General features: G+C 72.3%; 12 protein-coding genes. 4 read left to right on the top strand and 8 right to left on the bottom strand.

Annotated features, from left to right (window positions below):
• Positions 1 to 121 precede the first annotated feature (121 nt).
• From AC07EJ_RS06925 to AC07EJ_RS06915, 3 genes are all read left to right on the top strand, one after another.
• The gene (locus AC07EJ_RS06925; protein WP_478883931.1) at positions 122 to 1,876 is read left to right on the top strand and encodes a glycoside hydrolase family 35 protein; all 1,755 of its coding nucleotides are present in this window, start codon (positions 122 to 124) and stop codon (positions 1,874 to 1,876) included.
• A 461-nt stretch (positions 1,877 to 2,337) separates the two neighbouring features.
• Positions 2,338 to 3,231, top strand: coding sequence for a hypothetical protein (locus tag AC07EJ_RS06920; protein WP_389475186.1), 894 nt, complete (start codon positions 2,338 to 2,340; stop codon positions 3,229 to 3,231).
• Positions 3,232 to 3,279: 48 nt separating this feature from the next.
• The gene (locus AC07EJ_RS06915; RefSeq protein ID WP_478883898.1) at positions 3,280 to 4,758 is read left to right on the top strand and encodes an ankyrin repeat domain-containing protein; all 1,479 of its coding nucleotides are present in this window, start codon (positions 3,280 to 3,282) and stop codon (positions 4,756 to 4,758) included.
• Here the strand turns inward: AC07EJ_RS06915 and AC07EJ_RS06910 are convergent.
• The 5 genes from AC07EJ_RS06910 to hsaA all read right to left on the bottom strand — a co-directional run bounded on the left by AC07EJ_RS06910 (position 4,718) and on the right by hsaA (position 9,915).
• A complete protein-coding gene (locus AC07EJ_RS06910) occupies positions 4,718 to 6,385 on the bottom strand; it encodes an FAD-dependent oxidoreductase (RefSeq protein ID WP_393582308.1) in 1,668 nt (555 codons plus the stop codon). The two genes, AC07EJ_RS06915 and AC07EJ_RS06910, sit on opposite strands and share 41 nt — an antisense overlap.
• A complete protein-coding gene (locus AC07EJ_RS06905; RefSeq protein WP_389475180.1) occupies positions 6,382 to 6,870 on the bottom strand; it encodes a flavin reductase family protein in 489 nt (162 codons plus the stop codon). The genes AC07EJ_RS06910 and AC07EJ_RS06905 overlap by 4 nt, the downstream gene beginning before the upstream one ends.
• Positions 6,858 to 7,754 carry a VOC family protein gene (locus tag AC07EJ_RS06900; RefSeq protein ID WP_389475178.1) on the bottom strand — a complete coding sequence of 299 codons (897 nt, stop codon included), beginning with the start codon at positions 7,752 to 7,754 and terminating at the stop codon, positions 6,858 to 6,860. Before AC07EJ_RS06900 ends, AC07EJ_RS06905 begins: the two co-directional genes overlap by 13 nt.
• Before the next feature lie 98 nt (positions 7,755 to 7,852).
• A complete protein-coding gene (gene hsaD, locus AC07EJ_RS06895; RefSeq protein WP_393582309.1) occupies positions 7,853 to 8,734 on the bottom strand; it encodes a 4,5:9,10-diseco-3-hydroxy-5,9,17-trioxoandrosta-1(10),2-diene-4-oate hydrolase in 882 nt (293 codons plus the stop codon).
• The gene (gene hsaA, locus AC07EJ_RS06890; protein ID WP_389475174.1) at positions 8,731 to 9,915 is read right to left on the bottom strand and encodes a 3-hydroxy-9,10-secoandrosta-1,3,5(10)-triene-9,17-dione monooxygenase oxygenase subunit; all 1,185 of its coding nucleotides are present in this window, start codon (positions 9,913 to 9,915) and stop codon (positions 8,731 to 8,733) included. The genes hsaD and hsaA overlap by 4 nt, the downstream gene beginning before the upstream one ends.
• 365 nt (positions 9,916 to 10,280) lie before the next feature.
• On the opposite strand from hsaA, the gene AC07EJ_RS06885 reads away from it, so the two are divergent.
• A complete protein-coding gene (locus AC07EJ_RS06885; protein WP_478883897.1) occupies positions 10,281 to 11,150 on the top strand; it encodes an IclR family transcriptional regulator in 870 nt (289 codons plus the stop codon).
• A gap of 84 nt (positions 11,151 to 11,234) precedes the next feature.
• Here the strand turns inward: AC07EJ_RS06885 and AC07EJ_RS06880 are convergent, their stop codons facing one another.
• The 3 genes from AC07EJ_RS06880 to AC07EJ_RS06870 are packed head-to-tail and all read right to left on the bottom strand — an operon-like array spanning position 11,235 to position 13,604.
• A complete protein-coding gene (locus AC07EJ_RS06880; RefSeq protein WP_478883896.1) occupies positions 11,235 to 12,239 on the bottom strand; it encodes a 2Fe-2S iron-sulfur cluster-binding protein in 1,005 nt (334 codons plus the stop codon).
• Entirely contained in the window at positions 12,232 to 12,459 is a 228-nt protein-coding gene (locus AC07EJ_RS06875; RefSeq protein WP_389475168.1) for a hypothetical protein, read from the bottom strand. Before AC07EJ_RS06875 ends, AC07EJ_RS06880 begins: the two co-directional genes overlap by 8 nt.
• Positions 12,459 to 13,604 (bottom strand): 3-ketosteroid-9-alpha-monooxygenase, oxygenase component, encoded by a 1,146-nt coding sequence (locus tag AC07EJ_RS06870; RefSeq protein WP_478883895.1) that lies wholly within the window; start codon positions 13,602 to 13,604, stop codon positions 12,459 to 12,461. The genes AC07EJ_RS06875 and AC07EJ_RS06870 overlap by 1 nt, the downstream gene beginning before the upstream one ends.
• Positions 13,605 to 13,618 lie beyond the last annotated feature (14 nt).

Here is a 13,618-nt window from a genome sequence, read left to right as displayed (position 1 = left end):
TCCTGGGCGGGTGTGGTGCCGGTGGTGCGCGGTTACGTCCAAACAGGGCTGATCTTTGTCCATGGACCCTGCCGCCCGCCAGAGGTGATCGTGGCGGCAGTACGTGAACGAGAGGGACATGATGGCCGGGTTCAGAGTGGGCGAGGACGACTTCGAGGTCGACGGGCGGCCGGTGCGGCTTCTGTCGGGGGCGCTGCACTATTTCCGGGTGCACGAGGGCCAGTGGGGCCACCGTCTCGCGATGCTGCGGGCGATGGGCCTGAACTGTGTGGAGACGTACGTCCCGTGGAATCTGCACGAGCCGCGGCCCGGGGAGCTGCGTGATGTGGGGGCGCTGGGCCGGTTTCTGGACGCGGTGCGCGAGGCGGGGCTGTGGGCGATCGTGCGTCCGGGGCCGTACATCTGTGCCGAGTGGGAGAACGGTGGGCTTCCGCACTGGGTGACGGGTCCGCTGGGTTCGCGGGTGCGGACCAGGGACGGGGAGTTCCTGGCGGCGGTGGACCGCTGGTTCGCGGCGCTGCTCCCTCAGGTCGTGGAGCGGCAGTTCGACCGGGGCGGCCCGGTCATCATGGTGCAGGTGGAGAACGAGTACGGCTCGTACGGCTCGGACCAGGTGTATCTGGCGCATCTCGCGGACGGTCTGCGCGGGCTCGGGGTGACGGTGCCGCTCTTCACGTCGGACGGTCCGGACGATCACATGCTGACGGGCGGTTCGGTGCCGGGTGTCCTCGCGACGGCGAACTTCGGGTCGAACGCGCGGCGTGCTTTCGAGACGTTGCGCCGGTATCGGCCCAAGGGTCCGCTGATGTGCATGGAGTTCTGGTGCGGCTGGTTCGACCACTGGGGCGCGGATCATGTCGTGCGGGACGCCGAGGACGCGGCGGCCGCTTTGCGGGAGATCCTGGAATGCGGGGCGTCGGTCAATCTGTACATGGCGCACGGCGGGACGAGTTTCGGGGGCTGGGCGGGGGCGAACCGGGCGGGGCCGTTGCACGAGGGGCGGCTCCAGCCCGATGTGACGTCGTACGACTATGACGCGCCGGTCGACGAGCACGGGCGGCCGACGGAGAAGTTCTGGCGTTTTCGTGAGGTGTTCGCCGAGTACGCGGACGGGCCGCTGCCGGACGTTCCCGAGCAGCCGGCGGCGCTGGCGGGAGCGGTGACGGCGGAGCTGACGTCGTACGTGCCGCTGGACGCGGTCCTGGAGGGGCTCGGTTCGGCGGAGGGCGAGTACGCGGTGCCGCCGACCTTCGAGGACCTCGACGTGGACCGGGGTCTGGTCCGTTACAGCGTGGACGTGCCGGGGCCGCGCCGGGCGTATCCGCTGCGGGCCGCGGGGCTGCGCGACCGGGCTGTGGTGTACGTCGACGGGGTGCGGGCCGGGGTGCTCACGGAGGACGACCCGGTCCTCGCGGAGCCCGTCGCGGGGCCCGCGCGCGTCGAGCTGTGGGTGGAGTCCCTGGGCCGGGTCAACTATGGGCCGCGTACGGGTGAGTCGAAGGGGATCACGGGCGGGGTGCTGCACGAGCGGCAGTATCTGCACGGGGTGCGGGCGCGGGCGCTGCGTCTGGACGCGTTCGACGACGCGGACGCGGTGCGCGCCCTTGCGGCGGTGGACGGCTCTCCCGGCTCTCCCGGGGCGGCGGGCCTTTACTGCGGCACGTTCGAGGTGAGCGGCGCCGGGGACGCGGAGCTCGAACTGCCGGGCTGGGGGCGGGGGTTCGTGTGGGTGAACGGCTTCAACCTGGGCCGTTACTGGTCGGTGGGGCCGCAGCACTCGCTGTACGTTCCGGGTCCCGTGCTGCGGGAGGGCCGTAACGAGGTGTGGGTGCTGGAGACGGAGGCGGCGGGCGAGCCGCGTGTGACGTTGTCGTAGGCGCCGCCGGGCAGACGTACGGGGCCGGTTCCGGATCACGGAACCGGCCCCTCTTTACGCGCGACGGGGTGCGGGCCGCTCTCCGTGGGAGCCGGCGGGCACGGTCCTCGCTGCGCTCATGGTGGGCGCGGTGATCACGATGCTGCGGGTGGGGCGTGCGGGCCCATGGACAAAGAGGGGAGAGGTCTTGGACTAATCGCGCCCGGTGGGCCCGTCGGATCCCGCCGTACAGTGGAGTTCCGGTGTCCGGGCGGTGGTGCCCGGCGGCCTGGGCCCTGTCGTCGAGGTGGCGTCGTCGGCCCGCAGGGCCGGCCGGGCGGCGTCTGGTGCGTGCGATCGCAAGGCGCCGGGAAGCCCTTGTAGCGGAGCTACTAGGGTTTTTCGGCAACGCCGCGAGCGTGCGTGCCAGACGCCGCCCGGCAGACGCCACTTCGACGGCAGGGCCCAAAGGGGGTGCGGGCGTGGCGAACGGCGGACCGGTGGAGCACGGCTTTCCGCATCTGGAGACGGTGCGGGCGGCGGTGACGGCGCTGTACAAGCGGCTCTCGTACGACACGGTGCACGCCTTCGAGACGAGTGTCGCCCCGGTCGACGTGGCGTTCTGTGATCAGGACGACCTGTACCTGGGGGCGCAGCGGGTGGCGCGTGAGCTGGTGGGGCACTACCGGCTGCCGGATGCGCGGATGATCGTCAGTTTCCGCGAGATGACGCATGCGGCGAGTGTCGAGCTCGCGGCGGGTCCGGAGTACTTCATCGAGCTGAACGACCGGTTCCGTACGCATCGGCGTGACATCGGGGCCGCGCTCGCCCATGAGGTCATGCACGTCTATCTGCACCGGCTCGGGCTCTCGTTCCCGGGGACGCGCGACAACGAGATCCTCACGGACACGGCCACCACTTATCTGGGGGCTGGCTGGCTGCTGCTCGACGCGTACCGGGAGGACGCGGCGAGCTCGCAGAAGCTCGGCTATCTGACGCCGGAGGAGTTCGGTTACGTGCTGGCCAAGCGGTCGCTCGCGTTCGGTGAGGCGCCGGAGACGTGGTTCACCAGTGCGCAGGCGTACACCGCGTACACGAAGGGGCTGGCGCGGGCGCGGGCCGACGAGCAGCAGCCGCCGCTGACGGCGGCCGGGTGGGCGGGGCGGCGGCGGTACGCGAAGGAACGGCGTGAGGCGCAGCAGCGGGGACCGGGCGGGACGGTGCCCGGCGCTGCGTACGCGTTCTCGACGGAGGGGTCCGTGCTGCGGGTGACATTTCCGTGTCCGACGTGTCATCAGCGGATCAGGGTGCCGGTGCGGGGCCGGGTGCGGGCGCGGTGCGCGCTGTGCCACACCGTGATGGAGTGCGACACATAGCCTCAAAACGCTTTGCGTTCACCCCGGGTGAGGGGCGATGGTCGACTTATGGACGAAGAGCTGAAGGCAGGCGCGAGTGGCCTGTTCGACGCGGTGTACGGCGGTGACGAGGACGCGGTGGTGCGGGCTCTGCGCGCGGGCGCCGCGGCGGACGAGCCGGACGACGAGGGCCGTACGGCGCTGTATCTGGCGTCGGTGAGCGACGAGCCGGGCATCGTACGGCTGCTTCTGTCGGCCGGGGCGGACCCGGACCGGCTGAGCGGTGGCACGGATCTGCCGCTGTGCGGGGCGGCGTGCGGCGGGCACACGGAGGTCGTGCGGGCGTTGCTCGCGGCGGGCGCGCGGGTCGATCTGCGCGAGGAGTTCGGGTTCACGGCGATGGCGTGGGCGCTCCAGCGCGGGCACGAGGGGGTCGTGCGGGCGCTGCTCGACGGCGGCGCGGATCCGCAGCTGCCGGGTCCCGGCGGCGGGCTTCCGCTGGTCGCGGCGGCGCGGCGCGGGTCGACGGGGTGTGTGCGGGCGCTGCTCGAACACGGCGCGCAGGGGCGGGCCGAGGCGCTCGCGGAGGCGCTGGCCTGGTGCGGGGTGGATGTGGCGGCGGTGCTGCGTGCGGGCGTTGAGCAGCCGGAGAGCGAGGCGGTGACACAGCATTTCGTGGAGGACGGCGGGGTGACCGTGGTCGTGGAGCTGCTCGACGGGGAGGGGCGGCCGCGGTCGGGCAACGACATGCAGACGGGGCACGCGGCGATCGCCACGCTTTTGGAGGCGGACCTCGGTACCGTCACGCCGGCCGACGAGCTCGCGGAACGTGCGCTGCGTCGCGGTGACCCGGACGACGACGACTGGACCGAGGCCGTCACGGTGCTCCAGGCGCGCGGTGACGAGGAGACGTATCGGTCGGCGGCCGCGTGGTGCGCGAGCGGTGAGGCGCTGCGGCGGGCGTTGGGGGCGGACGTGCTCGGGCAGTTGGGGCCGCGGGGCCGGTACACGGCCAGGTCGCTGCCTGTGCTGCGCGCCCTGGCCCGCACGGCCCGCGACAGCGCCGGCCTTCGCTCGGCCGTCGTCGCGCTCGGTCATCTCGGGGACCCGGCCGCGCTGCCGGAAATCCTGCTCCACGCCGGGCATCCGGAGCCGCGGGTGCTCCGCGCGGTGGCGCTCGCCCTGACGGGTCTGGTGCCCTCCGGTCACGAGGAGGGCGTCGCGGCACTGGTCGCGCTGGCCCGCGACGCGGACGGCGATGTGCGCAACTGGGCCGCGGCGGCGCTCGCCGGGGCGCCTGCGGACACGGCAGAGGTGCGCGACGCGCTGGCCGCGCTCCTCGAAGACCCGGTCGCGGACGCCGCGGCGGAGGCGGCCCGTGGTCTGGCGATGCGCCACGATCCACGGGCCGTCGAGGCGCTCGCGCGGATCCTCGCCTGTCAGGCGCCGGGCGGGTACGCGCACGACACGGCGCGGGACGCGATCCGCCACTTCCCGGACGCGCGGGTCAGGGCCCGTCTTGAGTGGACGGTCCCGCGATGTCGCTGACGGCGGCCCAGCTGAATGCCATGGCGGGCCCGATCGTGGCGCCGGGCCCCGGGTACGTCTCCCCCATGACGGCCGCCGAGCAGTTCCCGGAGGCGTAGAGCCCGGCGATGGGCGTGCCGTCCTCGCGCAGGACGCGGGCGTCGCCGTCCGTGACGAGGCCGCCCTTGGTGCCGATGTCGCCGGGGTGGACGGGCACGGCGTAGAAGGGGCCCTTGTCGAGGGGTGCGAGGTTGGGGTTCGGGAGGGTCGGGTCGCCGTAGTAGCGGTCGTAGACGCTGTCGCCGCGTGCGAAGTCCTCGTCCTTCCCGGTGGCGGCGAAGCCGTTGAACCTCCTTATGGCGGAAGGGAGTTGGGGTGCTTCGATGATGCGGGCGAGTTCCTCCACGGTGGCGGCCTGCTTCAGGAAGCCGCTCTCGCGCCACCGCTTGGGGAAGGCCTGGCCGGGGAAGAGGCCCGCGAAGATGTAGCGGGCCTTGGAGCGGGCGTCGAGGATCAGCCAGGACGGGACGGTCGTCGCGTCGGGGCGGTCGGCGGCGTACATGCGATCCACGAACTCGTGGTACGGCGCTGCCTCGTTGGCGTACCGCTCCCCCGCCGTGTTCACGATCACCATGCCGGGGATGCCCCGGTCGGCGACGAGGAAGAAGGGCTTCTCGCCCGGCGGGCACAGGGAGGGGGCGCCCCACACCTTGTCGAGGAGGTCGGTGGCGGCCCCCAGCTCCTCGCCCAGGCGCAGGGCGTCGCCGACCTGGCCTTCGGAGGCGTGGGTCCACGCGGTCGACGTGGGCTGCGGCAGGTACTTGTCGCGCAGGGCCTGGTCGTGGGAGAAGCCGCCGGAGGCGAGGACGACGCCGCCGCGGGCCCGCACGACGTGTTCGGTCCCGTCGCGCAGGACGCGGACGCCGGTGACGCGGTCGCCCTCCACGACGAGGCCGGTCAGCGGCGCCGACAGCCACAGGTCGCCGCCGAGCCGCTCCAGGGAGAGTCGCATCCTGGCGATGAGCGCCTCGCCGAGCGAGAGCAGCTTGCGCCCGCGCAGCGCCGCGCCCACGGCCCGCGCGCCCACCCGCAGCGACCTGCGCCTGCCGGCCCAGGTGCGGGCGACCATATTGAGGAAGCGGAAGTCGTACGACGTCATGGTCAGCCCGTACGTGGGCAGCCCGGCGCGGCGCAGGTCCCGGGCGAGCGGGCCGAGTTCCTTGAGGTCGACGACGCACGGCTCGGCCGAGCGCCCCTGCGCCATGCCGCCGAGCGCTTCCGGGAAGTAGTCGGAGTAGCCGGGCGTGTACATGAAGCGGACGGCGGTGCGGTCGTGGAACTCGCGCACCATGCGCGGCCCGTGCCGCAGATAGGCGTCCTTGCGGTGGGCGGGCACGCGGTCGCCGACGGTCGCGTCGAGGTAGGCGCGGGCCTTCTCGTACGTGTCGCCGAGGCCGGCCGCATCCAGGTGGAAGTTGCCCGGTACCCAGATCGCGCCGCCGGACAGGGCGGTGGATCCGCCGTAGCGGTCGGTCTTCTCGACGATCAGGGCGGTCAGGCCGCGCAGGCGGGCGGTGATCGCGGCGGCGAACCCGGCGGCGCCGGACCCGACGACCACCACGTCGTAGCTGAGTTCGGCGTCGGTCATGCGAACTCCCCGGTGGCGTAGGCGCTGCGGAAGTAGAGGAGGGGTTCGCCGCCGTCGCGTGCGGTCAGGGCGAGGACGCGGGCGGTGACGATCCAGTGGTCGCCGGCCTCGTGGACGGCGTACAGCTCGCAGTCGACGGTGGCGAGGGCGCCCGCGACGCGGACCGCGCCGTGTCCGGTCTGCTCCCACTGCACGTCGCGGAACTTGTCGGGCCCGCTGCGGCCGACGGAGGCGCACACGGCGCGCTGGTCGTCGGCGAGGATCGAGACGCCGAACCGGCCCGCGCGCCGCACCTTGGGCCAGCTCGTCGACGACTTGGCGACGCACAGCAGCACGAGCGGCGGTTCGAGGGAGAGGGACGCGAAGGACTGGCAGGCGAGGCCGACCGGCTCTCCGCTGTCCTCGTCCAGGGCGGCGATGACCGTGACGCCGGACGCGAAGTGGCCCAGGACGTCGCGGAACGCGGCCGGGGTCAGCCGTTCCACCGGTGTCCCCAGAAGCTGTCGGAGGTGATCTCCTTCGCCACCCAGGTCTCTTTGTCGACGACGAGTCCGTCCCAGCCGTACTCGACCTGGAAGCCGCCGGGAGCCTGCGCGTAGAACGACACCATGTGGTCGTTGGAGTGCCGGCCGAGGGTGGAGGCGATGGGGATGCCGGCCGCGTTCATGCGGTCGAGGCAGAAGCCGACGTCGTCGAGGCGCTCCAGCTCGACCATGAAGTGCACGATGCCGGGCGGGAGTTCACCCGGGTACAGGCCGAGGCTGTGGTGGCGGGCGCCCGGACTGAGGAAGTTCATCCAGTAGAAGTCCTGGCCCGGCTTCCCGGTGGGCACGGCGGCGGGCGGCAGCTTCATGCGGTCGCGGAGCTGGAAACCGAGGAGGTTCTCGTAGAAGTCGACGGCGGCTTCCATGTCGGGGGCGGGCATGACGACGTGGCCGAGACCTAGGTGGTCGCCGGTGACGAAGCGGTTGCCGTAGGGCGCGGCGAGCGGGGTGTGGTCCTGGGCCTGGCCCCAGTAGATCTCCAGGGGGTTGCCGGCCGGGTCCTCGCAGTGGATGAGGCCCTGGACGCGGCGGTCGGCGAGGGTGGCGTCGTCGGCGTGCTTGACGGCGACGCCGGCCGCTTCGAGTTCGGCGGCGGCTTCGGCGAGCGCTCGCGCGTTCGCGACCTCGAAACCGGCGGACAGGAGCCGGTCGTGTTCGCCCGCCACGAAGGACAGGCGGCGGATGCGGTCGTCGATCCGGGCGTGCAGGACCGTGTCCGTCGAGTCGGCGCCCTCGGTCATCCCGAGAATGTCGATGACGTAGGTGCGCCACTCGGCGAGCTTCGCGGTCTCGATGCGGAGAAAGCCCAGAGAGCGGATGTCCATGGCTGCGGGCCTTTCGGTTACTGGTGACTGGTGACCAGTGGCTTGACTGGTGACTGGTGACCGGTGGCTTGGCTGGTCACCGGTGGCTTGGCCGGCGACTAGTGGCGGAAGAAGTCGACGGCGAGGCGGTTGAACTCGTCGAACCGTTCGGTCTGCGCCCAGTGGCCGCAGTGCGGGAAGACGTGCAGGCGTGCGTCCGGGATGGTCTTGAGGGCGACCAGGGCGCCGTCGAGCGGGTTGACGCGGTCCTCGCGGCCCCAGGTGAGGAGGGTGGGCGCGGTGATGCGGTGGGCCTCGCGCCACAGCATCGTGTCGCCCGGCCACTTGGCGAAGGACGCGGCCATGCGGTCGTTGCCGAGCTTGGCCTCGGGGTCGGTGGCCTGCGCGTAGCGCTCCTCGACGAACGCGTCGGTGACGATCGAGGCGTCGTACGCGAGGGTGGTCAGGAAGTCCCGCATCATGGCGCGGGTCGGCTCGCCCGAGCCGTTGAACGCGAAGAGCTTCTTGATGCCCTCGGTCGGGTCGGGCGCGAACAGGTTGACGGAGATGCCGCCCGGCCCCATCAGGAGGAGCTTGCCGACCTTGTCCGGGTGGTCGAGGGCCATCCGGGTCGCGGTGCCGCCACCGAGGGAGTTCCCCACGAAGTGCGCCTGAGGGATGTCGAGTTCATCCATGAGGGCAGCCACGGCGTCGGCCGCGAAGGAGAAGAAGTCCTTGGTGGGCTCGGGCTTGTCGGAGGCGCCGTAGCAGGGCTGGTCGATCAGGAGTGTACGGAAGTGCCCGGCGAAGACCGGCAGGTTGCGGCCGAAGTTGGACCAGCCGGAGGCTCCGGGGCCGCCGCCGTGCAGCATGATCACGACGGGGGCGTCCGGAGCGTCGGGGCCCGCCTCGTGGTAGTGGAGGGTGAGGCCCGCGGCTTTGGCGGTCCGCGAAGTGCCCTCGTGAGTAAGGGAGTTCACTGCATCTGTCGTGTCGTTCACAGCATCGTGTCCTGGATGTCGAGGCCGAGGGCGCTCTGCCCGGAGAGGAGGAGGGCGCGCTCGGGGTCGTTGGCGGCATGGCCGCGGCCGGTGTGGACGTCGCGCCAGGCGCGCTGGACCGGGTTGGGGCCGGTGCGCAGGGCGCCGCCGCCCGAGTTCTCCATGAGGAGGTCCACGGCGGCGACGGCGCGTTCGGTGGCGAGGACCTGGTCGCGGCGGGCGCGGGCACGCAGTGACATCGGGAGTTCCTCGCCGCGTTCGGCGCATGCGTACAACTCGCTGATGTTGCGCTGGAGTTGAAGGCCCGCGGCGTCGATGTCGGAGGCGGCACGGGCGATGCGGACCTGTGCGAAGGGGTCCTCGGCGACCTGCTGGCCGTAGGAGACGCGGAAGCGCTTGCGGGTGGCCTCGACGTACGCGGCGAGGGCACCCTCGGCGATGCCGACGATGGGGGTGGAGATGGTGGTGGTGAAGACGGCGGCGTACGGGAGGCGGTAGAGCGGCTCCGGGTTGACCTCGTGGCCCGGCACGTTCAGGGCCGTGACGGGGCCGAAGCTGAGGGCGCGGTGCTCGGGCACGAACACGTCCTCGCACACGACGTTGTTGGAGCCGGTGCCGCGCAGGCCGACGGTGTCCCACACGTCGTCGATGCGGTACTCGGCGCGCGGCACGAGGAACGTACGCATGTCGACGGGCCGGCCGTCCGCGTCCAGGACGAGGCCGCCGAGCAGCGCCCAGTCCGCGTGGTCGCAGCCGGAGGAGAAGCTCCAGGAGCCGCTGATGCGGAAGCCGCCGTCGACGGGGGTGACCTTGCCGGTCGGCGCGTACGAGGAGCAGATCCGGGTCGACGGGTCGGCGCCCCACACCTCCTCCTGGGCGCGCGGGTCGTAGAGCGCGACGTGCCAGGGGTGGACGCCGACGACGGACGCGACCCAGCCGGTGGAGCCGCAGGCTCGGGCGATCTCCCGGACGGCGGCGTAGAAGACGGCCGGGTCGGCGGCGAATCCGCCGTACGCCCGGGGCTGGAGGAGCCGGAAGAAGCCGGTCTGTTCCAGGTCCTTGATCGAGGTGTCGGGCACCTTGCGCAGCGCCTCCGCCTCGGCGGCGCGTTCACGCAGCGCCGGCGCGAGGGCGCGGACCGCTTCGAGTACGGCGGCTGCGGTGGCCGGGGATTCGCTCATGCGAGGGCCCTCTCCTGGGTGCGGGTTCGAGTGGCTGGACCGTACGCCCGCCTCCCGCGGGCCGAGAACGGGTGGTTCCCGCTGAGCGGGAACCTCGGCGCGTTCCCCGGCTGCCGCCCGCTCACCGGCGCCTGGGCGTGACGGCGACAGGTGGGCCGAAGGGCGCGGCATGACGGCCATAGGCGCACACAGGCGGCGATAGGCACCCGCATAGGTATGCCGAACCGAAACGCATAGGTATGCCGAACCGAAATACATGGCTCCCGGCTCTTCCCCTCGGCCGAGAGCGCATGGCAAGGTCGGCGCGAGGTCGTCAACGCGCCCGCAATGTCGCGGATGCGCCCTGTTGTCCTGGGGGTTCAGCCATGCCCGAGCAGACCGGGATCGTCGGGGGCACCGCGCCCTCACTCCTGGAGAAGGCCGCGAAGGTGCTCGGCGCCTTCGACGGCGCGCAGCCGCGCCTCTCCCTCACCGAGGTGATCCGGCGCTCCGGGATCCCCCGGTCCTCCGCCCACCGCATCCTCGACCAGCTGGTGCGGCTCGGCTGGCTGGACCGGGAGGGCCGCGACTACCGGATGGGCATGGGGATGCTCGAACTGGGCGCGCTCGCCGCCCACCACAACCGGCTGCGCCGGGCGGCGCTCCCCCGGCTGCACGCGCTGCACGAGTCGACCGGGTACCTGGTGCACCTGTACGTACTCGACGGCACCGAAGTGGTCTGCCTGGAGCGGATCGGCGGCCTCCACGACACGTCGGTGCCGTCGCGGGTCGGCGGCCGCATGCCCGCGTACTGCACGGCCGCCGGCAAGGCGGTTCTCGCGTTCAGTGACCCTGCCACCGTCGAGGCCGCCCTCGCGCACGGGCTGCGCCCCCGCACACCGCGCACCCTCACGCATCCGACGGCGCTGCGGTCCGCGCTCGCCGCCGCCCGCGACCGGGGCGTCGCCTTCGACCACGAGGAGAGCCACCGCGACGTCGTCTGCGTCGCGGCCCCGCTGCGCGGCGCGGGCCGGGCCGTCGCCGCGATCTCCCTGTCCGGCAAGGGATTGACGGCCCAGCGCGACCTGGAACGTCTCGCGCCCGCCGTGCTCGCCTGCGCCCGCTCGATCTGGCGCGACCTGTACGGGCCAGGGCGCGCGACCCGCTCGGCGCCGCCCCCGAGCTGCGCGCCGGGCGTCTCCGAGCAGGGGATGGACAACATGATGAGGTGGCTGCGGACGAGTGAGTGGATGTAGGCGGCACTCCCCGGTCGACGCGGGCACCCCAGGAGTACGCGGACGCCCCGGAGTACGCGGGCGCCCCAGGAGTACGCGGGCGTCTCAGGAGTACGTGACCCCCACCGCGTCCGACACCGGCAGCGCCTGGCACGCGAGTACGTACCCGTCGTCGAGGTCCCGCTGGTCGAGGATCTCGTTCCGCTCCATCGTGACCTCCCCCTTGGTGACCCGGCAGCAGCACGCGCTGCACGCGCCCTCGCGGCACGAGAAGGGGGCGTCGACGCCGGCGGCGAGCAGGGCGTCGAGCAGGGGCGTCCCTGCGGGCCACGCCACTTCCCGCTCCTCGCCGTCGAGTTCCACATGGAGCCGGTGGCCGTCGGCGGCCGGCCCGGCCGGGTCCTGGCCGTCGGCCTGGCCCCGGCGCTCGGCGAACACGTCGTCGCCGAGCGAGAAGTACCGCTCCCTGCGCACGGACCGCCCGCCCACCGCCCGCAGCGCCTGCTCGGCCGCGTCCATGAGGGGCGCGGGCCCGCACAGATAGGCGTCACGGCCCGCGTACGGCGCGAGCGGTGCGCGCAGGGCCGCGGCCGTGGGCAGGCCCTGGAGGGTTTCCAGCCAGTGCACGACGGTGAGCCGGCCCGCGAACTCGACTGCCAGGAGCCGGAGTTCCTCGCGGAAGATGACCGACTCCTCGTCGCGGTTGGCGTACAGGAGGGCGACCCGGCCGCGGCCCGCGGCGAGGGCCGACTTGGCGATGGAGACGACGGGGGTGATGCCACTGCCGCCCGCCACGAGCAGCAGGTCCCGGTCGAGGTCGGGCGGGGTGAACGTGCCGGCGGGCGGCAGGACCTCCAGCTCGTCGCCGGGTGCGACGCGCTCGCACATCCAGCCCGACCCGGCTCCCCCGGCGACCCTCTTCACCGTCACCTTCATGGGCTCGCCGGTGTGCGGGGAGCTGGCCAGCGAGTAGCAGCGGGCCCCACCACCGGGCAGCCGCACGGTCATGAACTGGCCTGGTTTGTACGGAAGTTGCGCGTCCAGGACAAGGGAGACCGCGTCGGCCGTCTCCCGTATCACCTCGGCGACCCGGACCCTCACGCTAGGCATCCGCGACCTCCAGGAGTCCGCTTGCGACCGCCACGTCGATGCTCGCCCGCAGCGGAGCGCAGCCCCGTACCCGCGCGCTCAGCTCGCCGGCCGCGACGCGCTCCGCGATGATCGGGCAGACCGCGGCCGCCTCCTCGGTCCACTGGATCTGGGTGTGGGCGGGGCTGAACTTCTCGCACATGACCTCGTTGCCGCAGGCCGCGCACCGGACGGGCCGCATCAGTCGGCCTCCCGCCGGGCGAGGTTCTGCTCGACCTCCGCGCGCCAGGCCGCGGTCGCCCGCTCGGTGTCGATCTCGAACTCGAAGCGCCGCACCATCTCGTCCTTGACGTCGGCGGCGTCTACGTAGAACTGCTCGTACCAGCGGCGCAGTTGGTAGACCGGGCCGTCCTCCTCGGTGAGGAGGGGGTTGTCGATGCGGGTCTTGTTCCGCCAGATCTCGACGTCCTGCTCGAAGCCGACCGCGAGCCCCTCGGAGGTGAGCCGCGCGGCGTCGGCCGCCTGCTCGTCGCTCATGCCGGGCAGCTTCCTGACGATCGTGCCGTACATGAGCATGAAGCTGTTCTCGTCGATCGGGTAATGGCAGTTGATGAGGACGGACTCCATCTCGACGCCGCCCCCGACATCGCTCCACAGCTTGTCGATCATGTACGAGGGGCCGAAGTAGGAGGCGTCGGAGCGCAGGCCGCCGCCGGTGGACAGCGTGCCGAGCTCGACGTCGCCGCGCGGTGTGGACTCCATGTACTGGGTGGCGACATGGCCGTCGAAGATGTTCTTGAAGTAGTTCGGGAACGCGTAGTGGACGTAGAAGAAGTGCGCCATGTCGACGACGTTGTCCACGATCTCGCGGCAGTTGGAGTTCTCGACGCGCAGGGCGCTCCAGGACCAGTCCGACCACTCGGGGCTGCCGAAGCCCTCGATCTCCGGGATGGTGACGCCGGGCGGGGGCTCGTTGCCCTCGGGGCCGTGCCACACGTAGAGCTGCCCGTTGCGTTCCAGGGTGGTCCAGGCGCGGGTCCTGGCGCGGGGCGGGACGCGGCGCGCGTACGGGATGCCGGCGCAGCGCCCGTCACCCGCCCAGCGCCAGTCGTGGAACGGGCAGGCGATGGCGTTGCCCTTGACGGTGCCGTGGGCGAGATTGCCGCCCATGTGGGGGCAGTAGGCGTTGAGGACGTGCAGGCCGTCGGGACCTCCCGCCGCGGGCTCCCCCCGGAAGACGACGAGCTTCGTGCCGAACGCCTCGATCTCGTGCGGGCCGCCTTCGCGGAAGGCCGCGGCCAGGCCCAGGCAGTGCCAGCCGCGGGCGTAGCGGGCCGGCGGTGCGGCCGCTTCGATGACGCGGACCTCTTGCTGCTGTGCGGTCATGTCGCGTGTCCTGC

It is taken from the genome of Streptomyces sp. NPDC045026, assembly GCF_056432625.1.
Note: the sequence above shows the minus strand (reverse complement) of the source record. Positions and strands in the feature narration are given on the sequence as shown.